A 19,162-nucleotide genomic window follows, 5' to 3' on the forward strand; every position below is an offset into this window, starting at 1 on the left:
CCGACCTTAGGCGTTTCCGATCAGGCTGTTTCGATGAGGCGGTCGGCCTGCGCCCGGGCCTCGTCTGTGATGGTCGCGCCGGACAGCATCCGGGCGATTTCCTCGCGCCGTTCCGAATTGTCGAGCTGACGCACGCCGGTACGCGTGACGATGCCGTCATTGCGCTTCGCGATCAGCAGATGCGCGGCACCGCGGGCGGCGACCTGTGGCGAGTGGGTGACCACCAGCAGCTGCGCCTGCGTGGCGAGGCGATGCAGCCGCTCCCCGATCGCCGAGGCGACCGCGCCACCGACGCCGCGATCGATTTCGTCAAAGATCATCGTTGCCGCGCCGCCTTCTTCCGCGAGCGCGACCTTCAGCGCGAGGATGAAGCGCGACAGTTCGCCGCCGGACGCGATCTTGATCAGTGCGCCGAAGGGCGCGCCGGGATTGGTCGCGATCTCGAACTCGACCCGATCCTGGCCGGCCGGGCCCCAGAGATCCTCGGGCAGCGGCGCGATGGTGGTGCGGAAACGCGCGGCATCGAGCTTGAGCGGGGGAAGCTCGCCAGCGACCGCGACGTCGAGCCGCTCGGCGGCGGCCGCGCGTGCCGTGGACAGGGACGCGGCGGCGGCGAGATAGAGGTCGCGCGCCGCCCGCGCGCGCTGCTCCAGTGCGGCGATGCCTTCCTCACCCGCCTCGAGCCGGTCGCGGCGCTCGCGCAATTCATCGGCCAAAGCGGCGAGATCATCGGGCTGTACGCGGTGCTTGCGGGCCATGCCGCGCAGGTCGAACAGCCGCGCCTCGTCCTGTTCGAGGTCGCGGGGGTCGAACGCCAGCGCGCGGCTCGCCTCGCTCACCTGATCGCCGGCGTTGCCCGTTTCGACCATCGCACGGTCGAGCGCGGCCAGCGCCTCGGTCAGCGCCGGATGGTCGGGGGCGATTCGGTCGAGGATGCGCGCTGCCTGGCGCATCCTGGCCAGTGCGCCGTCCGAGCCGTCGAGCGCGTCGACGAGCGCGTTCAGATCCTCGGCGATCTTTTCCGACCGTTGCATGATGCGCCGGCGCTCGGCGAGCGTTTCCTCCTCGCCGGGCTCGGGCGCGAGCGAATCGAGTTCGGTGACGGCGTGGTCGAGCCACTCGCGATCGCGGGCGGCAGTCTCGATTTCGTCCCGCGCCGACGCCAGCGACGCTTCGGCGGCGCGCCAGTCGTGCCAGGCGGCAGCGACGCCTGCGGTGTCGAGTCGCGCGAAGGTATCGAGAAGCGCACGGTGGCCGCGCGGGTTGAGCAGGCCGCGATCGTCGTGCTGGCCGTGGATCTCGACTAGCCGGCTGCCGAGTTCGCGCAGGAGCGCAGCCGAGGCGGGCTGATTGTTGACGAACCCGCGGCTGCCGCCGTCCGCCTTCACCACCCGGCGGATGATCAGCGGTTCGCTATCCTCCGCCTCAAGCCCGTTGTCGTCGAGCAGCGCGGCGATGCCGGCGGGCGGATCGAAGGTGGCGGTGACGCTGGCCTGCGCCGCGCCGTGCCGCACGAGTCCGCTGTCGCCGCGTGCGCCGAGCGCCAGGCCGAGCGCGTCGAGCAGGATCGACTTGCCCGCGCCGGTTTCACCGGTGAGCACGCCAAGCCCGGGGCCGAAATCGAGGTCAAGCGCCTCGATCAGAACCACATCGCGAATCGAGAGCGCCGTCAGCATGAAGGGCCCAACGCCCGAACGGCCGGGCGGTGCATCAGCGGTGCTGCGCTCACTGGTCCTGCGGCGGCGGGACGTCCGCTGGAGCGGGGGGCGTGCCCGGCTGCACGCCGGTCGGCGTCGCGGTGGACGGGGCGTTGCCACCCGGCGTCGCGCCGGCACCGCCGCTGGTGGTCGCCGGCGTCGGGGCGCCCGGCGCCTCGGCACGCGGCGTGGGCGTTTCCTCGACCGGCAGCACCTCCACCTCCTTGCGGATCGGCGCCTCGGGCGCGGGGACGGTCGCCTGGGGAATGATCTGCTCGCCCGGGGCGAGCGGACGAATCGGCGTGGTCGGGTTCTCGCCCAGCAGATCGTAGGCGCGCTTGTACCACCAGGTTTCGGGATAGTTGGCGCCGAGCACCGCCGCGGCGCGCTTTGCCTCCTCGCGCACGCCGAGCGCCAGATAGGTCTCGGTCAGGCGCATCAGCGCCTCCGGCGTGTGGGTTGTGGTCTGATAATCGTCAATTACCTTGCGGAAGCGCAGCGTCGCCGCCAGCCACTGGCCACGCCGTTCGTAGAAACGGCCGATCTCCATTTCCTTGCCGGCGAGGTGATCACGCACGAGGTCCATCTTCAGCCGGGCATCGGCCGCATGGCGGCTGTTGGGATAGCGGCGGGTGAGCTCGCCCAGCGCATCCTGCGCCTGCGCGGTGATCTTCTGATCGCGCGTGACGTCGTTGATCTGCTCATAATAGCTGATCGCGATGAGGTAATAAGCGTACGGGGCGTCGCGATTGCCCGGGTGGACCGACAGGAAGCGCTGAGCGCCCTGGATCGCCTCCGTGTAATTTTTCGCCAGATAGTTGCTGAACGCGCCCATCAGCTGCGCCCGGCGCGCCCAGACCGAATAAGGGTGCTGGCGCTCCACCTCGTCGAACAGCGCCGCCGCCAATTTGTACTGGCCCTGGTCCAGCTTCTGCCGGGCCGCGGTGTACAAGGTGCCCACGTCGCGCGCGACGTACGGGAGATCGCCGCCGGCGCGATTACGCGCACAACCTGCGATCGGCAGTGCCATCGCCGCAAGGAGCAGGGCGACGAGCGGACGGGACGGGAGTTTACGCATCGTTGTGGCCTTTAGCGCAGGGCCGCGCACGCGAACAATGCTGAAACGTCGTGAATGAAACGCATTGAGGGCGGCGGCGTTCGGCGGATAGGACTAAGCCTTATCATTATGGGACCTCATATGACTGCAACCTTGCTGGCCACCAAGCGGGTCGAGAAGCCGTGGGGGCGGCATAGGCTGTACCCGGGATTTCCCGATCCGGCCCCCGGCGGTGAACCGATCGGTGAGGTGTGGTTCCAGTCGCCGCATCCCGAAGAGCCGGAACTGCTGATCAAATATCTGTTCACCAGCGAGAAGCTGTCGGTGCAGGATCACCCGTCGGACGAGGAGGCGCAGAAGCGCGGCCTGCCGCGCGGCAAGGACGAATGCTGGCTGATCCTGGATGCCGAGCCCGATTCGACGATCGCGATCGGGCCGAAGCAGCCGATGACCGCGGACGAACTGCGGCAGAGCGCGCTGGACGGGTCGATCGAGGACAAGCTCGACTGGAAGCCGGTGAAGGCGGGCGACTTCTATTATTCGCATTCCGGCGTGGTCCACGCGATCGGCGCTGGACTGACGCTGATCGAGGTGCAGCAGAATTCCGACACGACCTATCGCCTGTACGATTATGGCCGACCGCGTGAATTGCATCTGGATGACGGCATCGCGGTCGCCGACCTGCAGCCCTATGTCGCGCCGCCGCGGCCGGGCGAGGTTGCGCCGGGGCGAACGATCCTGGTCGAAGGGCCCAAGTTCGTGCTGGAACGCTGGGGCGGCGGCAAGCGCGAGATCGGCCTTCCTGAGGACAAGAGCGGCTGGCTGGTGCCGATCCGCGGCGAGGGTGTGGTTGGCGGCGTTGCCTGGCGCGCGGGCGAGTGCGTGATGGTGACGGGTCCCGAGCTGCTCCATGCGTCGGAGGATGCCGACCTGCTGTTCGCCTATACGGGTACCAGCCGAATCTGATTCGCGGGGGGCCGCGCGGTCCGTCGCGGCAACACGGCCCCTCGACAAGCAGGGCATGCGCGGCAAAGAGCCGCGCGTGCCTGATCTTGCCATTATTGCCCTTGTCACCGGTGCCGGATTCCTGGGCGGCGCCATGAATGCGCTCGCCGGCGGCGGATCGTTCGCGACCATGCCGGCGCTGCTTGCCATCGGGCTGCCGGCGAACATCGCCAATTCGACCTCCAATTTTGCTGTCCTGCCGGGCGCGGCGATGAGCAGCTGGTCGTTCCGGCATGAGCGCACGCCGCTGGGCGGCGTCGACCTGCGCGTGCTTGGCTGGGTGACGTTCGTCGCGGGGCTGGTCGGCAGCATGTTGCTGGTGCTGACGCCGGCGACCACGTTCGACGTGATCGTGCCGTGGCTGGTGCTTTACGCCTTTGTCGTGCTGGCGATCGGCAAGCGCGCGTCCGTGTGGCTCGCGCAGCGAGTGACAATTGGCGGGCGCACGCTGATCGCGGCGCAGGCGCTGCTGGGCATTTATGGCGGCTATTTCGGCGGCGGCGTCGGGCTGATGATGACAGCGACCTATGGCCTGCTCGCCGGGATGGACCCGCGGGCGATGTTCGCGCCGCGCACGCTGATGCTGGCGGTGGCCAATGCCGCGGCGGCGATCGTTTTTGTCGCGGCTGGGATGATCCACTGGGGATCCGCGGTGCCGATGCTGATCGGGGCGCTGGTCGGCGGCTGGGCTGGGGCGGTGATCGGCAAGATGCTGCCCGCGGCAGTGATCCGGTGGTGGACGCTGCTGCTGTCGGGCGCGACGACCATCGTGTTTTTCTGGCGCGCCTACGGCTGATTTCGGCGGCGGCGCGGCCGCCTTCCGGCGACAATCGGCCACGGATGGACGCCGCGCGGAATGATGGTAGCCTGCGGCCGATGCGCGCCGTTTTCCGCCACCGTCTCGCCACCCGATTGTGGCATTGGATCAATGCGGTTGCGATTTTCGTGCTGATCGGATCGGGGCTGGGCATCTCCAACGCGCATCCGCGATTGTACTGGGGGCGCTATGGCGCGAACTTCGATGCGGCGTGGCTGGAGCTGCCGCGCTTTCCCGCCTGGCTGACGATCCCGGCGAACTACAATCTGGCGCTGTCGCGGCGCTGGCATCTGTTCTTTGCGCTGGTGCTGGGCTTTGGCCTGCTGGCCTATATGATCGTCAGCCTGCTGAACCGGCATTTCGCCCGGGACCTGCGGGTGCGGCGGCGCGACTTGTCGCCGCACAACCTGGCCGCGGACGTGCGCGAGCATCTGGCGCTGCGTTTCCATGATCCGGCCGATCCGACCGCGTACAATATCTTCCAGAAGCTGTCGTACGTGACGGTCGTGTTCGTGCTGTTGCCGCTGGTGATTCTTAGCGGGATTGCGCTGTCGCCGATGATGAACGCCGGCTTCCCCTGGATGCTCGACCTGTTCGGCGGGCGGCAATCGGCGCGGTCGATCCATTTCCTGTGCATGGTGGGGCTGAGCGTGTTCATCGTCGGCCATCTGGCGCTGGTGATCCTTGCCGGGCCGGTGAACGAGGTGCGCGCGATGATCACCGGCTGGTGGCGCGTGCCAGAGGAGCCGCGGCCATGATCGTCGGACGACGCGGCCTGATCGCCGGCGGCGTGGCTGGGGGCGCGGCGATGCTGGCGGGGTGCGACAGGGTGCTCGAGCATCCCACCGCGCGCCGCATCCTGTTCATGGGAGAGGACATGCAGCGCGGACTGCAGCGCGCGCTGGTCGACCGCAACGCATTGGCGCCCGAATTCACGCCCGAGCAAAGATCGCCCTTCTTCCGGCCCAACGGCACACGTGACCCGGGAACGCCCGAATATAATGCGCTGCGCGAGGGCCGGTTCGCCGACTGGCGATTGCAGGTCGGTGGGCTGGTGGCACGGCCGCTGTCGCTGGCGCTGACCGACCTTGCCGCCTTTCCGCAGCGCGCGCAGATCACGCGGCACGATTGCGTCGAGGGGTGGAGCGCGATTGCCAAATGGCAGGGGCCGAAGCTGGGCGATGTGCTGAAGGCGGCGGGGATGCGCGACGGCGCGTGCTACATCGTGTTCACCTGCGCCGACATGTATGGCGGGGCGCCTTATTATGAGTCGATCGATCTGGTGGACGCGTTTCACCCGCAGACGATCCTGGCCTGGGCGCTGAACGACCGCTTCCTGCCGGTGATGAACGGGGCGCCGTGCCGCCTCAGGGTCGAGCGGCAACTGGGCTACAAGCACGCCAAATATCTGATGCGTGCCACCGCGGTCGCCAGCCTGGCCGGGATCGGCAAGGGCAGGGGCGGCTATTGGGAGGATAATGTCGACTATGACTGGTATGCCGGGATCTGACGGGTAGGTACGTACTGGTAACGATCGGACGAGGCGGCTAGCAGGTGGCCCATGGCGCTGATCGATCTGTTTCTCTCGCGCGCGGTGACACGCGGTACCCTGACCCTCCATCGTCCCGATGTCGCGACCAAGACCTTCGGCACGTCCGAAGCCGGCTTCCCCGATGTGGTGATCCGCTTCACCGACAAGAATGTCGGCCGCTCGATCGTGTCCGACCCCGGGCTGGGCGCGGCGGAGGCGTTCATGGATGGCCGGCTGGTGATCGAGCAGGGCGACATTCGCGCGCTGGTCGAGCTGCTGACGTCCAACGATCCGTGGGAGGACGGGCGGTCGGCGCTGGCGGCGAGCCCGCTGCGCCGCGCCGTCGCGGCGGCGGCGCATCGCTTCGGCCGGATCAACATGGAGCGCGCGTCCAAGCGCAACGTGGCGCATCATTACGACCTGTCGGATCGCCTCTACGACCTCTTCCTCGACGCCGACCGGCAGTACAGCTGTGCCTATTTCACCGACCCGGCGAACAGCCTGGAGCAGGCGCAGGCCGACAAGAAGGCGCATATCGCCGCCAAGCTGGCGCTGAAGCCGGGGATGCGCGTGCTCGACATCGGCTGCGGCTGGGGCGGGATGGCGCTGTACCTGCACCAGAAGACCGGCGCCGAGGTGCTGGGGGTGACGCTGTCCGAGGAACAGCTGAAGGTCGCGCGCCGCCGCGCCGAGGAAGCGGGCGTCGCCGACAAGGTGCGGTTCGAGCTGATCGATTATCGCCACGTGACCGGGCAGTTCGACCGGATCGTGTCGGTCGGCATGTTCGAGCATGTCGGCGTGAAACATTATCGCGCCTTCTTCGGGAAGTGCCGCGAGCTGCTGACCGAGGATGGCGTGATGCTGATGCACACGATCGGGCGGCTGGGCGGCCCGGGCGTGACCGACCAGTTTACGCTGAAATACATCTTCCCCGGCGGCTACAACCCGGCGCTGAGCGAGATCGTTCGCGGTTATGAGGGGATGCGGCTGTTCCCGACCGATATCGAGGTGCTGCGCGTCCACTATTCCTGGACGCTGGACCATTGGTACGATCGCACGGTGGCGGCGAAGGACGAGATCGTCGCGCTGTACGACGAGAAGTTCTTCCGCATGTGGATTTTCTACCTCGCCGGGGCAGCGGCGGCGTTCCGGCATGGCGGCCTGTGCAATTACCAGGTGCAGCTGACGCGCGGGCGATTCTCCGTGCCGGTGACGCGCGACTATATCTATGAGGAAGAGCGGCGCCTGCGCGCCGAATGACGGCCATGCCGGGCGGGGCCCGGCATGGCGTGTCCGATCAGCCGCCGCCGTGGAGGTTGATCTTCTGCCCGTTGGCATATTCGCCATCGGCCGAGACGAAATAGGCGACCGCCGCGGCGACATCCGCCGGGGTGGAGACGCGGCCGAAGGGCGATTGCGCGGCGAGATCGTGGATGTCCGCGACGCCGCGGGTCGCCTTCGCCAGCCGTTCGCCCATGTCAGTGACGGTGAGGCCCGGGGCGACGATGTTGGTGCGGATGTTGTTGCCGCGCTCCTCCTTCGACAGCACCAGCGCGAGCGCTTCGGCCGCGGCCTTGCCCATCGAATAGGGCGCGCCGTTGGGGGCGTGGTAGAGCGTCGCGACGCTGGAGATCATGATGATGTCGCCGCGACCCTTCTCCTTGGCGCGTTCGCGCATCGAGGGGAGGACCAGCTTCGACATGTAGTGCGGCGCGAAGCAGTGCGTGCGCATGACGCGTTCGAACTCGGCCGGGTCGGTATCGGCGACGCTCTGGCCGCGGCTGGCGATGCCGGCGTTGTTGACGAGAATGTCGATGCCGCCAAAGTCGGCGACGACCGCGTCGACCAGCTTTTCGCAATCCTCGAACCGGTCGACCGAGCCGGCATAAGCCTTGGCGCGGCGGCCGAGGCCCTCGATCTCGCGCACGACTTCCTCGGCGGCCTCGGCATCGCGGCGGTAGTTCACTGCGACGTCGGCGCCGTCCCGCGCCAGTCGCAGCGCGATCTCGCGCCCGATGCCGCGGCCCCCGCCGGTTACCAGTGCAACGCGTCCTTCCAATCCCCGCTCGTTATTGGCGCTCATGCAGCCTGCTCCTTCTTCTTGGTATAATCCGGGCGGCGCTTCTCGAAGAAGGCCTTGATGCCCTCGCCGAAATCGGGGGATGTCGCACAGAGGATCTGGTTGCGGTCCTCCATCGCCACCGCCGCCTCGAGGCTGGGCGCGTCGATCGACATGCGCAGGCACTCCTTGGTGAGACGAAGGCCCATCGGGGAGGTGGTGAGCATCTGTTCGATCAGTGGTGCGGCAGCTTCCTCCATCTGATCGTCGGGCACGACGCGGCTGACGAGGCCGGTGGCAAGCGCGCGATCGGCGGTGATGAAATTGCCGGTGAGCATGAATTCGGCCGCGACACTCGCGCCGACCAGGCGGGGGAGGAAGTAGCTGACGCCGATGTCGCAGGCGGAAAGGCCGATGCGGATGAAGGCGGCGTTCATGCGGACGGATTCGCCGGCGATGCGGATGTCCGACGCGAGCGCCATGGCGAAGCCGCCGCCGCACGCGGGGCCGTGGACGAGGCTGATGATCGGTTGCGGGCAATAGCGCATCTTCATCACGATCTCGGCGATCGAGCGCTGGTGCGCGAGGCGATCGATCGTGTCGAATTCGGAACGGCCGCCCTCCTGCAGATCGAGGCCGGCGCAATACGCGCGGCCGGCGCCCTTCAGCACGACGACGCGGCAGTCGCGATCCTTGTGGAGCGCGCCGAAATAATGGTTCAGTTCCTCGACATGGCGATCGTTGAGCGCGTTCAGGACGTGCGGGCGGTTCATCGTCACCCAGTCGACTTCGCCCCGGCGCTCGACCGAGATCATCTCATATTCCACGATGCCTCTCCCACTCATGCTTGTTGCGATGCTTGTTGACGGCGCACTCTACATAACTAAAGTTATCCTGCAATCGCGGACGGCCAATGGGGCCGCCGCCAGGAGTTTAGGGGAGAGGGGCGTGAAGCTCGGACCGGATATTGCTGCCGTCATCACCGGGGGGGCCTCGGGACTGGGGCTGGCCACCGCCAAGGCGCTGCGCGCGCAGGGCGTGAAGGTCGCGCTGTTCGACAAGAATGCCGAGATCGGTCCGGGCGTCGCGGAGGAGATCGGCGCGGTGTTCTGCGAAGTCGATGTGATGGACCAGGCATCGGTGGACGCCGGCTTTGCCAAGGCGCGCGCGGCGAACGGCCAGGAGCGTGCGCTGGTGAATTGCGCCGGCGGCGGCTTCGGTGGGCCGAACAAGACGGTGGCGCGGTCGAAGGAGGACGGATCGATCGTCCCTTATCCGATCGAGAATTTCCAGAAGACGCTGGAATTGAACCTGGTCGGATCGTTCCGCTGCATCGTCGGATCGGTTGCCGGGATGATGACGCTGGACCCGACCGAGGACGGGGATCGCGGCGCGATCGTCAACACCGCCAGCGTCGCGGGCGAGGAAGGGCAGATCGGGCAGGTGGCCTATGCCTCCGCCAAGGCGGGCGTGATCGGCATGACGCTGAACGTCGCGCGCGACCTGTCGGCCGAGGGCATCCGCTGCAACACGATCCTGCCGGGCATTTTCGACACGCCGCTGCTGGCGCGCGCGAAGCCGCAGGTGAAGGCGGCGCTGTCGGCGATGGTGCCGTTCCCCAAACGGCTGGGCATGGCGGAAGAATATGCCGCGCTGGCGGTCGAGATGCTGCGCAACGGCTATTTCAACGGTGAGGACGTGCGGCTGGACGGCGCGATCCGGATGCAGCCGAAGTAACCAACAGGATGGCAGCTTCCCGTTCGTGCTGGGCATGGCCGAAGCACGAACGGCGCGGGCGGGAGAGTTTAGATGAACTTCGATTATTCCGACGACCAGAAGATGCTGAAGGACGAGGCGCGCAAGTTCCTCGCCGCGAAGTGCGACGCGAAGGTGGTTCGCGGCGTGCTCGATAATGACGACCGGGCCTATGACGAGGCGCTGTGGAAGGGCGTCGCCGAGCAGGGCTGGCTGGGCGCGGCGATCCCCGAGGAGTTCGGCGGGCTGGGCCTTGGCCATGTCGAGCTGTGCGCGCTGGCCGAGGAGCTTGGCCGTGCGTGCGCGCCGATCCCGTTCGCCTCCACGGTGTATTTCGTCGCCGAGGCGCTGATGAAGTTCGGCTCGCAGGAGCAGAAGGCCAAGTGGCTGCCGAAGATCGCCGCTGGCGAAGTGATCGGCGCCTTTGCGACGGCCGAGGGCAAGGGGCCGGTGACGGCGCGGTCGATCAAGACCAGCGTGTCGGGCGGCAAGCTGACCGGCGAGAAGATCCCGGTGACCGATGGCGATGTCGCTGACCTGATTGTGGTGCTGGCGAAGGACGGGCTGTACCTGGTCGAGAAGGGCGAGGGCGTATCGGCCGAGGTACTGACGACGCTGGACCCGACGCGGTCGGCCGCGAAGCTCACCTTTTCGGGCGCCCCGGCCGAGCGGCTGGGAGATCAGGATGGCATCGCGGCGATGCAGGCGGTGTTCGACCGCGCGGCGATCCTGCTGGCGTTCGAGCAGGTCGGGGGCGCGGACAAGTGCCTGGAGATGGCTAAGGCCTATGCGCTCGATCGTCAGGCGTTCGGGCGCGTGATCGGCGGCTATCAGGCGATCAAGCACAAGCTGGCCGACATCTATGTGAAGAACGAGATCGCGCGGTCGAACGCTTATTATGGCGCCTGGGCGCTCAATACCGATGCGGGCGAGCTGCCGCTGGCGGCGGCGACCGCGCGCGTTGCGGCGAGCGAGGCGTTCTGGTTCGCGTCCAAGGAGAATATCCAGACGCATGGCGGCATCGGCTTCACCTGGGAAGCGGACCCGCAGCTTTATTACCGTCGCTCGCGGCAGCTCAGCCTCGTGGCGGGTGCGCCCGCGACGTGGCGCGAGCGGCTGGTGAGCCAGCTTGAAATGAAGAACGCCGCCTGAGCGCGTGAGAGGATAGCGAGATGGACTTCAACGATACCCCGGAAGAAGCCGACTATCGCGCCAAGGCGCGCGCCTGGCTGGAAAAGAACGTCGCCGAGCACAAGGCGATGAACCACGCCGACGACATGGCGGCGGGCAAGGCGTGGCAGCGGCGCAAGGCCGAGGCGGGCTATGCGCAGATCACCTGGCCCAAGGAATGGGGCGGGGCCGGCGGCACGCCGATCCAGTCGGTGATCTTCGGCCAGGAAGAGGCCAAATTCCCCGTTCAGTACGGCTATTTCACCATCGGCCTTGGCATGTGCGTGCCGACGGTGATGGCGTTCGCCGATGCCGACACCAAGAAGCGCTTCGTCGGGCCGGCGCTGCGCGGCGAGGAGATCTGGTCGCAATTGTTCTCCGAACCCGCCGGTGGCTCCGACGTGGCGGCGATCCGTACCCGCGCGGTGCGTGACGGCGACGATTGGGTGGTGAACGGCCAGAAGGTGTGGACGTCCGGCGCGCATTATTCGGACTATGGCATCGTCCTGGTGCGCACCAACCCGGACGTGCCCAAGCACAAGGGCCTGACGATGTTCTGGCTCGACCTGAAATCGCCGGGTGTCGAGATCCGGCCGATCCACCAGATGTCGGGCGGCTCGAACTTCAACGAGGTGTATTTCACCGACGTGCGCATCCCCGACGCGCAGCGGCTGGGTGCGGTGGACGACGGCTGGAAGGTCGCGCTGGTCACGCTGATGAACGAGCGGCTCGCGGTCGGCGGGGCGAGCGGAGCGAGCCCGAAGGAGATACTGGCGCTGGCCAAGGATCTGGACGCGGCGGACGGCCCGCTGATCAAGGACAGCGCGTTCCGCCAGCGGCTGGCCGACTGGTACGTCCAGTCCGAGGGGCTCAAGAACACCCGGATGCGCACGATGACCGCGCTGAGCCGCGGGCAGACGCCGGGGCCGGAAAGCTCGATCGGCAAGATCATCGCCGCCAACGTGCTTCAGGACCTGGGCAATGCCGCGGTCGAGGCGGAGGATCAGTATGGGATCATCAACGATCCCGCGCTGCTGCCGCTGAAGGGGCTATTCCAAGGCGCGGTGATGAACGCGCCGGGCCTGCGCATCGCGGGCGGCACCGACGAGATCCTGAAGAACATCATCGCCGAGCGGGTGCTTGGCCTGCCGGGCGAGATCCGGACGGACAAGGATGCCGCGTTCAAGGATCTGGCGGGCTGAGGGGAGCGGCGATCGGATCCGCGAGCCGCGGGGATGATCGCCGGTCGACCGGGCGCCGTTGCGGCGCCGCAAACAGAAGCGAGGGCGTGTCGCCGGTACGACCGGCGCACGCCCTTGTCGCGTCAGTCCTTCTTGCGGGTGAAGAGGACGGCGGCCGCGATGGCGGCGGAGCCGATGCCGACGCCAAGCCCGATCTTGCCCAGATCCCAGCCACGCTTCTGACGCGCGGCCTTGGCATCCTTGGCGGCGGTTTCATGCTGCTTGGCGGCAGCGGCGGCGGCGAGAATTTCGTTGGGTTCGTCAGACACGCTTACTCTCCTTTGCCGCGCTGGTACCGCGACCGGAACGCATCGGCAAAGGCTTTGAGCCTCTGTTCGGCGATCGCAGAGCGCAAGTCGGCCATCAGCGTTTCGTAGAAGAAGATATTGTGTTCGGTCATCAGCATGGCGCCGAGGATCTCGCCCGCGCGGACCAGATGATGGAGATAGGCGCGGCTCCAGGTGGCGCAGGTCGGGCAGCCGCATTCGGGATCGAGCGGACCCTGATCCTCGTTGAAGCGCGCGTTGCGGATGTTGATAGGACCCGAGCGGGTGAACGCCTGGCCCGTGCGGCCCGAGCGGGTCGGCAGCACGCAATCGAACATGTCGATGCCGCGCTCCACCGCGCCGACGATATCGTCAGGCTTCCCGACGCCCATCAGGTAGCGCGGGCGATCGGGGGGTAGCTGACCCGGCGCGAAATCGAGGCAGGCGAACATCGCCTCCTGCCCCTCGCCGACCGCGAGGCCGCCGATCGCATAGCCGTCGAAGCCGATGTCGATCAGCGCGTCGGCGGAGGTGCGGCGAAGCCCCTCGTCCAGCGCGCCCTGCTGGATGCCGAAGATCGCGTTCTGCGCGGCGTGATCGCTGCCGCTGTCGAAGGCGTCGCGGCTGCGGCGTGCCCAGCGCATCGAGCGTTCCATTGCCGCGGCCTGCACCTCGCGCGTCGACGTGGTCGGCACCAGTTCGTCGAACGCCATGACGATGTTGGAGCCGAGCAGCCGCTGGATCTCGATCGAGCGTTCGGGGCTGAGCAGGTGGCGGGTACCGTCGAGGTGCGATTTGAAGGTGATGCCTTCCTCGGACCGCTTGGTGAGATCGGACAGGCTCATCACCTGATAGCCACCCGAATCGGTCAGGATCGGCTTGTCCCAGCCCATGAAGCGGTGAAGCCCGCCGAGCCGCGCGACCCGCTCCGCGCCGGGGCGCAGCATCAGGTGATAGGTGTTGCCCAGGATGATGTCCGCGCCCGCAGCCTCGACATCGGCCGGCTTCATCGCCTTCACCGTGGCGGCGGTGCCGACCGGCATGAAGGCGGGGGTGCGGATGGTGCCGCGGTGCATCGCGATGCTGCCGGTGCGGGCAGCACCGTCAGTGGCGGCGATGGTGAAGGCAAAACGATCGGTCATCGGCGGGAGCGCTTCTTCTTCTTGCCGTCGGGCGGCAGATCGGGGGTTGAGCGCGTGGCGTTGGCGCGGATGGTGAGCAGTTCGGCGCGAGTCACGACCGTGTCGCGATCGCGGTCGAAGCGCGCGAAATAGCCGGCCAGCGTTGCCTGAAGTTCGTCCAGCGTGATCCGGTTGTCGGCGTTGCGATCGGTCTCGAACGGGCTGGGCAGCGCGTTGCGATCGCCCAGATACCGCTCCGCCCAATCGGCAAAGGCGATATAGCCAAGCGAGCCGGTGCGACCGGTGTCCATCGCCTCGAAGGTGCGGCGAACGCCGGCCTCAAGCTCCGCCTTGGTAACGCGGGCGTCGCCATCGGTGTCGAAGGTCGCGATCAGCATGCCGACCGGTTCCACCACCATGGTTGCGGGTGGCTGAGGCGGCAGGCCGGGCGTGGCAACCGCTGCCTGGAGCAGCAAGGACAGGATCAGCATGGGCAACCCGCGCGCTATTCAGGAAAACAGGGGGCGCCGTGGTGGCTTGCCAGCAGGAACGTCAGCGGCCTTTGGTGCGCCGGCGAAGATAAAAAGGTGGATGCCCGACAAGGATTCGAACCTTGATTGACGGAGTCAGAGTCCGCTCTCTTACCATTAGAGGATCGGGCAACAGCCGCGTCGCAGCGATGAAGCAGCGACAGGAGGGCGCCTCTAATCCCGCTGTTTCGCAAGGTCAAGCACCTGATTGCGTGCGCGGGTTGCAGTGGGGGGCGGTGCACGCTAGCTTCGCTACCAAGCACCGGGCGGGCCAACCCGCGACGGAAGAACAAAAGAAAGACGACGGCACGTGGCGCATCATCACGCCGACCTGCCGTACCGGCGCGATCATCGCCGCGCCCGTTCGGCACTGGAGGGTCACCAATCGGCCCCTTTTCGCCAGCATTTTGCGCGCCATTATGCCGCGCTGGATCTCGGCACCAACAATTGCAGGCTGTTGATTGCGCGGCCGCAGGGCGATGGTTTCGCGGTGGTGGACGCCTTTTCGCGAATCGTCCGGCTGGGCGAGGGGCTGGCGACCAGCGGGCGACTGTCGGACGCGGCAATCGAACGGACGATCGGCGCGCTTCGGATCTGCGCCGACAAGCTGAAACGGCGCAATGTCACGCTGGCGCGGTCGGTTGCGACCGAGGCGTGCCGGCGCGCCATTAACGGACCCGCGTTCATCGAGCGCGCTTATGGGGAAACGGGCATTCATCTCGACGTGATATCGGCAGAGGAAGAGGCGCGGCTGGCCGTGCTGGGCTGCCATGTGCTGCTGGAACCGGGTAACGCCCCGGCGCTGGTGTTCGACATTGGCGGCGGATCGACCGAACTGGTGCTGATCGACACATCGACCACGGTGCCGACGGTGATCGACTGGCATTCGGCGCCCTGGGGCGTCGTGTCGCTGACCGAGAGCGCTGGCGGCGGCGACGGTGATGGCGCGGCGGGCCTGGCGAGCGCCTATGAGCGGATGTGCAACCTGGTGCGCGAGAGCTTTGCGCCCTTTGCCGCGCGGCTGCCGAAGGTCGAGGGACCACGGCGGCTGCTGGGTACGTCGGGGACGGTGACGACGCTGGCCAGCGTCCATCTGGGGCTGGACCGTTATGACCGTGCGCAGGTCGATGGACTGATCGCGCCGGCGGCGTCGATGCGTGCGATCAGCCAGCGGCTGGCGCATCTGCCGATCGCCGAGCGCGCGAAGCTGCCGTGCATCGGCCGCGAACGCGCCGATCTGGTCGTCGCAGGATGCGCCATCCTGGAGACGATCCTGGACCTGTGGCCAGCCGAGCGGCTGGGCGTGGCGGATCGTGGCATTCGCGAGGGCATCCTTCGCCGCCTGATGGCGTCTGCGGCATGAGGGGTGGGGGCGGACTTCGCACGCGCGTGAAGACGGCGCGTGGGCGCACGGCGCAGTCGACGCGCTGGCTGGAGCGGCAGCTGAACGATCCGTACGTCAAGCGCGCCAAGGCCGAAGGGTATCGCAGCCGGGCGGCGTACAAGCTGATCGAGCTGGACGAGCGTTTCGGCTTCCTGCGTGGCGGCAAGCGGATCGTCGATCTGGGCATGGCGCCGGGCGGGTGGAGCCAGGTGGTGCGGCGCAAGCTGCCGGGGGCGGCGGTGGTCGGCATCGACCTGTTGCCGGTCGACCCGCTGGACGGCGTGACGATCCTGCAGATGGACTTCATGGCGGACGAAGCACCCGATCGGCTGATCGCCGAACTGGGCGGTGCACCCGACATCGTGCTGTCCGACATGGCGGCGAACACCGTCGGCCATCCGCAGACCGATGCGTTGCGCACGATGGCGCTGGTCGAGGCGGCGAGCGACTTTGCGATCAGCGTGCTGAAGCCGGGCGGGACGTTCGTCGCCAAGGTTTTCGCCGGGGGTGCGGATTCGACGCTGGTTGCGCTGCTGAAGAAGAATTTTGCCACGGTGAAACACGCCAAGCCGCCGTCGAGCCGCAAGGGATCGGTGGAGTGGTTCGTCGTGGCGCAGGGCTTCAAGGGCCGGCGCGGCGACATGGCTGAGCGGGACGAGGGCAACGCCGATCAGGATTGATCGGCCGCGGAACCGGCAGGCTCCATAACAAATGCGGCCGCATCACGGGGGAGGTGATGCGGCCGCCGCTGGCTAAGGCTGACGAGGCTTACGGGCCGCCGCTGTCACGGATTGTCCCGTTCACACCCGAGGGGAAGAAGCCGCCGCCCTGCGTAGCCGCCGGGTTGAGATAGACGACGTTCAGCACTTGCCGCCCGGTTCGCCCGAGGACGAGGCCGCCCGGATCGGTCGGGACCAGATTGGCGACCGCTGCATTGCCGATGTCCTGATCGAGATCGAACGAGCCATCGAGCGCGTCGCGCCCGGCGGAGATCTGCGCGATGACACTGTAGATGGTCGGCGCGGTCAGCCCGCGCCGCCACAGCTCCGCCCGGATGGTGGCGTCGTGATAGCATTCGGTGGCGAGGATGCCGGCCGATGCCTCCAGGAAGGTCTTGTTGGTGATGAGCCGCGCCGCGCCGCGATAGGCGCTGACCCCGACGTCGGTGAGGAGATACGACCCGATCAGGAAGTTCTCGTCATTGGCGAAGGGATCGAAGATGGCGTTTCGCCCGACTATGCCCACCGCGCGGGCCACGTCGGTGAAGGCACCGACCGGCGTTGCATTGCCCACCGTGACCGTGGCGCTACCCGACAGGTTGATGACGGGTTGCGCCGTCGCTGCGCTGCCCAGGGCGCCGCGCAGGAACGTGATATGGCCGATCTCGTCAAAGGCGATTTCGCGCGCATATTGCTGAACCACTGGATCGGTGAAGGACACCTGGCGTGCCGCGCCTGGACCCGTCCCTGTCACGACATTGCCCTGTGCGCCCGTGCCGGTCTGCAGCGCGGCGGGGATGCCCTGTCCGGAGACCGCATAGGAATAATAATTGCCCTCCAGATATTCGAGCTGCAGCGCGAAGTTCAGGACGTCCTGATCGGTCAAGGCCGGCGGGGTAGGAGAGGGGCCGGGCCCGGGCGGGGGCGGGGGTGGGAAGGGGCCATCGTCATCGTCGTCATCGCACGCCGCCAGCAGTGACAGGCCGCCGGTCATCGCTGCTGCTCCGCCGCACAGGCGGATGAAGTTGCGCCGCGCCTGCCGCTGGGTCTCGGCACGCTCCATGAGGTCGAGGAATTCCATCTTGTCGCTCATCGCCGCCTCCTCAGTTCGCGCCCGAGCGGCGCAGCGCCGGGTTCGGATTGTTGGTCCCGTTGGGGAAGAAGCCGCCCGATGTCGCCGCATTGGGCGTCAGGTACGCGATGTTGTGCACCTGTTCGGCGTTGCGGCTGAAGACGATCCCGTTGCTGTCGGTGGGGACGAAATTGGCGGTGAGGCCGAATTGCGTCTGCACCGGCGAGACACCGGAATCGTCATTGGCGACACGCTGGGGCGGTCCGGGCGAGTTGACGTTGCCGTCGACCTGATTGCGCAGCGCGGAAATCTTGTCGGTGTCGGTCCACAAGGCGGGGATTTCCACCCCGCGGCGATAAAGCGCGCCGCGGATGATCCCGGCATGGAAGCCCTCCGCCGCGAGGATGCCGGCCGCCCCGTCGATATTGTCGATATCGCTGAGCAGCGGCGCCGCACCCTTGTAGGCTGTGACGCCGACATCCTCGAAAATATAGGCGGCGAGCAGGAAGTTATCGTCGCTGGCATAGGGATCGAACACCCCGCCGCTGGCCGATAGGTCGATCCCCGCCAACGTAGCGGCGGTGGTGAAGATCTGCGGCGACAGATCAATCGCCGGCTGGGCAACGACGGCGGAGCCCAGCACGCGCCGCAGCGTGGTGACATGCGCCAGTTCGTCCGAGGCGATTTCCCGCGCATATTGGATCACCACCGGATCCTGCAGGTTGGCCTTGCGCGCGCCGGTGGCGGCGCCCTGCGTCTGCGTTCCGGTCAGCAGATTGGGTGGAATGCCGGTGCCGATCGCGGCGAAGCTGTAGAATTGCGCCTCGAGATATTCGAGGTTGAGCGCGAAATTGAGGAGATCGGTATCGCTGGGCGCGGTGGATTGGGCCGCTGCACGCCCGGCGAGCCCGGCGGCGCCCAGACCGACCGCACCCGCGGCTGCCAGCTTGAAGAAGTCACGCCGCCCGGCGCCCCGCCGCGCCGCGCGTTCCTCGCGCATCAAGGTGAGTTGCTCGCTTTCAGCCATGGGTCTCTCCTTCCCGACATGCGCGATTCTGGCGGCCTGCTTCGTGCGCCACGCGCCGGAAGAGCTACAATCATCGAAGAAGGAAGGCGCCGCGATAGGGGAATAGACCTATCCGCCGTCGCGTAAGTCGCTGAATCCTCAAGCAGCTACTGGCGGACCTCGGCGACAGGAGGCCACGCCATCAACTCTGCGGGCAGCGAACGAGGACAACAAAAAAGCCACGACGGATGCCGCGGCTTTTTTGGTTTTCAACGCTGGTGCGGCCGATCGCTGCGCCGGCCGACGCGGGCGTCAGCCGTCGTAGTCGGCACCCAGGTTCTGGTTGCGCGGCGGGGCAGCGGCGGTGAGGCGGAGCGCCTCTGCCGATGCGGCCAGCGAGCCGACGGCATCCGCCTCTTCCTCGTCGTCGATCTGGACGCGCTGCAGGCTCTGCACCACGGCTTCCTTCAGATCCTTGGGCTTGACCGTCTGTTCAGCGATCTCGCGCAGCGCGACCACCGGGTTCTTATCCCGATCGCGATCGATCGTCAGCTCGGCGCCACCGGACACCTGCCGCGCACGCTGTGCTGCGAGCAGAACCAGATCGAACCGGTTCGGGATCTTGTCGACGCAATCCTCGACCGTGACGCGCGCCATAGACGCTTCCTTCGCTTAACTATCGCTGGATGAAGGACGGCGATCTAGGGGAGGGGCTTGGGGAAGTCAAGAAAA

20 protein-coding genes and 1 tRNA gene are annotated in these 19,162 nt (G+C 67.2%); 10 read left to right on the forward strand and 11 right to left on the reverse strand.

Translation table 11 applies throughout. From position 1 onward, the window contains the following. Positions 1-20: 20 nt before the first annotated feature. Together recN and ACH0BU_RS04810 are read right to left on the reverse strand one after the other, a co-directional pair. Complete coding sequence (gene recN / locus ACH0BU_RS04805) at positions 21-1,676, reverse strand: DNA repair protein RecN (RefSeq protein ID WP_046411542.1); 1,656 nt, start codon at positions 1,674-1,676, stop codon at positions 21-23. Between the two features lie 49 nt (positions 1,677-1,725). Further along, on the reverse strand, positions 1,726-2,775 hold the full coding sequence (locus ACH0BU_RS04810; RefSeq protein WP_500263833.1) for an outer membrane protein assembly factor BamD: 1,050 nt from the start codon (positions 2,773-2,775) through the stop codon (positions 1,726-1,728). 120 nt (positions 2,776-2,895) lie between these two features. Between ACH0BU_RS04810 and ACH0BU_RS04815 the strand changes: the two genes are divergently transcribed. From ACH0BU_RS04815 to ACH0BU_RS04835, 5 genes are all read left to right on the forward strand, one after another. After that, a complete protein-coding gene (locus ACH0BU_RS04815; RefSeq protein ID WP_136452262.1) occupies positions 2,896-3,720 on the forward strand; it encodes a class I mannose-6-phosphate isomerase in 825 nt (274 codons plus the stop codon). 76 nt (positions 3,721-3,796) lie between these two features. Continuing rightward, complete coding sequence (locus ACH0BU_RS04820; RefSeq protein ID WP_231622025.1) at positions 3,797-4,555, forward strand: sulfite exporter TauE/SafE family protein; 759 nt, start codon at positions 3,797-3,799, stop codon at positions 4,553-4,555. A gap of 80 nt (positions 4,556-4,635) precedes the next feature. Next, positions 4,636-5,334 (forward strand): cytochrome b/b6 domain-containing protein, encoded by a 699-nt coding sequence (locus tag ACH0BU_RS04825; RefSeq protein ID WP_296219912.1) that lies wholly within the window; start codon positions 4,636-4,638, stop codon positions 5,332-5,334. Then, the gene (locus ACH0BU_RS04830) at positions 5,331-6,086 is read left to right on the forward strand and encodes a molybdopterin-dependent oxidoreductase (protein ID WP_314470048.1); all 756 of its coding nucleotides are present in this window, start codon (positions 5,331-5,333) and stop codon (positions 6,084-6,086) included. Before ACH0BU_RS04825 ends, ACH0BU_RS04830 begins: the two co-directional genes overlap by 4 nt. A 51-nt stretch (positions 6,087-6,137) precedes the next feature. Then, a complete protein-coding gene (locus ACH0BU_RS04835) occupies positions 6,138-7,367 on the forward strand; it encodes a class I SAM-dependent methyltransferase (RefSeq protein ID WP_500263834.1) in 1,230 nt (409 codons plus the stop codon). Between the two features lie 37 nt (positions 7,368-7,404). Here the strand turns inward: ACH0BU_RS04835 and ACH0BU_RS04840 are convergent, their stop codons facing one another. Further along, positions 7,405-8,190 carry an SDR family NAD(P)-dependent oxidoreductase gene (locus tag ACH0BU_RS04840; RefSeq protein ID WP_046411533.1) on the reverse strand — a complete coding sequence of 262 codons (786 nt, stop codon included), beginning with the start codon at positions 8,188-8,190 and terminating at the stop codon, positions 7,405-7,407. After that, positions 8,187-8,981: an enoyl-CoA hydratase/isomerase family protein gene (locus ACH0BU_RS04845; protein WP_231023644.1), complete on the reverse strand. Its 795-nt coding sequence runs from the start codon at positions 8,979-8,981 to the stop codon at positions 8,187-8,189. Before ACH0BU_RS04845 ends, ACH0BU_RS04840 begins: the two co-directional genes overlap by 4 nt. A gap of 133 nt (positions 8,982-9,114) precedes the next feature. Between ACH0BU_RS04845 and ACH0BU_RS04850 the strand changes: the two genes are divergently transcribed. The 3 genes from ACH0BU_RS04850 (at position 9,115) to ACH0BU_RS04860 (ending at position 12,293) form a co-directional block, all read left to right on the forward strand. Next, positions 9,115-9,903: an SDR family NAD(P)-dependent oxidoreductase gene (locus ACH0BU_RS04850; RefSeq protein ID WP_125946088.1), complete on the forward strand. Its 789-nt coding sequence runs from the start codon at positions 9,115-9,117 to the stop codon at positions 9,901-9,903. A gap of 72 nt (positions 9,904-9,975) precedes the next feature. After that, complete coding sequence (locus tag ACH0BU_RS04855; RefSeq protein ID WP_296219906.1) at positions 9,976-11,073, forward strand: acyl-CoA dehydrogenase family protein; 1,098 nt, start codon at positions 9,976-9,978, stop codon at positions 11,071-11,073. Between the two features lie 20 nt (positions 11,074-11,093). Further along, complete coding sequence (locus ACH0BU_RS04860; protein WP_046411527.1) at positions 11,094-12,293, forward strand: acyl-CoA dehydrogenase family protein; 1,200 nt, start codon at positions 11,094-11,096, stop codon at positions 12,291-12,293. A 122-nt stretch (positions 12,294-12,415) separates the two neighbouring features. Here the strand turns inward: ACH0BU_RS04860 and ACH0BU_RS04865 are convergent, their stop codons facing one another. The 4 genes from ACH0BU_RS04865 to ACH0BU_RS04880 form a co-directional block, all read right to left on the reverse strand. Then, positions 12,416-12,601, reverse strand: a complete 186-nt coding sequence (locus ACH0BU_RS04865) for a hypothetical protein (RefSeq protein ID WP_046411525.1) — start codon at positions 12,599-12,601, stop codon at positions 12,416-12,418. 2 nt (positions 12,602-12,603) lie between these two features. Beyond that, entirely contained in the window at positions 12,604-13,740 is a 1,137-nt protein-coding gene (gene tgt, locus ACH0BU_RS04870) for a tRNA guanosine(34) transglycosylase Tgt (protein WP_296219902.1), read from the reverse strand. Next, positions 13,737-14,210 carry an EF-hand domain-containing protein gene (locus tag ACH0BU_RS04875; RefSeq protein WP_296219900.1) on the reverse strand — a complete coding sequence of 158 codons (474 nt, stop codon included), beginning with the start codon at positions 14,208-14,210 and terminating at the stop codon, positions 13,737-13,739. The genes tgt and ACH0BU_RS04875 overlap by 4 nt, the downstream gene beginning before the upstream one ends. A 97-nt stretch (positions 14,211-14,307) precedes the next feature. Continuing rightward, positions 14,308-14,381, reverse strand: a tRNA-Gln gene (locus ACH0BU_RS04880). A 238-nt stretch (positions 14,382-14,619) separates the two neighbouring features. Here ACH0BU_RS04880 and ACH0BU_RS04885 point away from each other — a divergent pair. Beyond that, complete coding sequence (locus ACH0BU_RS04885; protein WP_241212681.1) at positions 14,620-15,612, forward strand: Ppx/GppA phosphatase family protein; 993 nt, start codon at positions 14,620-14,622, stop codon at positions 15,610-15,612. Continuing rightward, entirely contained in the window at positions 15,609-16,313 is a 705-nt protein-coding gene (locus ACH0BU_RS04890) for an RlmE family RNA methyltransferase (protein WP_296222877.1), read from the forward strand. Before ACH0BU_RS04885 ends, ACH0BU_RS04890 begins: the two co-directional genes overlap by 4 nt. Before the next feature lie 88 nt (positions 16,314-16,401). On the opposite strand, the gene ACH0BU_RS04895 is transcribed toward ACH0BU_RS04890, so the two are convergent. The 3 genes from ACH0BU_RS04895 to rpoZ all read right to left on the reverse strand — a co-directional run bounded on the left by ACH0BU_RS04895 (position 16,402) and on the right by rpoZ (position 19,087). Then, a complete protein-coding gene (locus tag ACH0BU_RS04895) occupies positions 16,402-17,445 on the reverse strand; it encodes a ferritin-like domain-containing protein (protein ID WP_500263835.1) in 1,044 nt (347 codons plus the stop codon). A gap of 10 nt (positions 17,446-17,455) precedes the next feature. Next, positions 17,456-18,451: a ferritin-like domain-containing protein gene (locus tag ACH0BU_RS04900; RefSeq protein WP_046411516.1), complete on the reverse strand. Its 996-nt coding sequence runs from the start codon at positions 18,449-18,451 to the stop codon at positions 17,456-17,458. 291 nt (positions 18,452-18,742) lie between these two features. After that, positions 18,743-19,087 carry a DNA-directed RNA polymerase subunit omega gene (rpoZ, locus tag ACH0BU_RS04905; RefSeq protein WP_046411514.1) on the reverse strand — a complete coding sequence of 115 codons (345 nt, stop codon included), beginning with the start codon at positions 19,085-19,087 and terminating at the stop codon, positions 18,743-18,745. Positions 19,088-19,162 lie beyond the last annotated feature (75 nt).

It is taken from the genome of Sphingomonas olei, assembly GCF_045369765.1.
GTDB classification, from domain to species: Bacteria; Pseudomonadota; Alphaproteobacteria; order Sphingomonadales; family Sphingomonadaceae; genus Sphingomonas; species Sphingomonas panaciterrae.

Excerpts from the sequence above, each read along its gene's own strand:
- ACH0BU_RS04810 (WP_500263833.1), bottom strand. The coding sequence starts at position 2,775 with ATGCGTAAACTCCCGTCCCGTCCGCTCGTCGCCCTGCTCCTTGCGGCG.
- ACH0BU_RS04900 (WP_046411516.1), bottom strand. The coding sequence starts at position 18,451 with ATGGCTGAAAGCGAGCAACTCACCTTGATGCGCGAGGAACGCGCGGCG.
- ACH0BU_RS04855 (WP_296219906.1), top strand. The coding sequence starts at position 9,976 with ATGAACTTCGATTATTCCGACGACCAGAAGATGCTGAAGGACGAGGCG.
- ACH0BU_RS04875 (WP_296219900.1), bottom strand. The coding sequence starts at position 14,210 with ATGCTGATCCTGTCCTTGCTGCTCCAGGCAGCGGTTGCCACGCCCGGC.
- rpoZ (WP_046411514.1), bottom strand. The coding sequence starts at position 19,087 with ATGGCGCGCGTCACGGTCGAGGATTGCGTCGACAAGATCCCGAACCGG.
- ACH0BU_RS04835 (WP_500263834.1), top strand. The coding sequence starts at position 6,138 with ATGGCGCTGATCGATCTGTTTCTCTCGCGCGCGGTGACACGCGGTACC.
- tgt (WP_296219902.1), bottom strand. The coding sequence starts at position 13,740 with ATGACCGATCGTTTTGCCTTCACCATCGCCGCCACTGACGGTGCTGCC.
- ACH0BU_RS04815 (WP_136452262.1), top strand. The coding sequence starts at position 2,896 with ATGACTGCAACCTTGCTGGCCACCAAGCGGGTCGAGAAGCCGTGGGGG.
- ACH0BU_RS04840 (WP_046411533.1), bottom strand. The coding sequence starts at position 8,190 with ATGAGCGCCAATAACGAGCGGGGATTGGAAGGACGCGTTGCACTGGTA.
- ACH0BU_RS04830 (WP_314470048.1), top strand. The coding sequence starts at position 5,331 with ATGATCGTCGGACGACGCGGCCTGATCGCCGGCGGCGTGGCTGGGGGC.
- recN (WP_046411542.1), bottom strand. The coding sequence starts at position 1,676 with ATGCTGACGGCGCTCTCGATTCGCGATGTGGTTCTGATCGAGGCGCTT.
- ACH0BU_RS04895 (WP_500263835.1), bottom strand. The coding sequence starts at position 17,445 with ATGAGCGACAAGATGGAATTCCTCGACCTCATGGAGCGTGCCGAGACC.
- ACH0BU_RS04845 (WP_231023644.1), bottom strand. The coding sequence starts at position 8,981 with ATGATCTCGGTCGAGCGCCGGGGCGAAGTCGACTGGGTGACGATGAAC.
- ACH0BU_RS04825 (WP_296219912.1), top strand. The coding sequence starts at position 4,636 with ATGCGCGCCGTTTTCCGCCACCGTCTCGCCACCCGATTGTGGCATTGG.
- ACH0BU_RS04890 (WP_296222877.1), top strand. The coding sequence starts at position 15,609 with ATGAGGGGTGGGGGCGGACTTCGCACGCGCGTGAAGACGGCGCGTGGG.
- ACH0BU_RS04860 (WP_046411527.1), top strand. The coding sequence starts at position 11,094 with ATGGACTTCAACGATACCCCGGAAGAAGCCGACTATCGCGCCAAGGCG.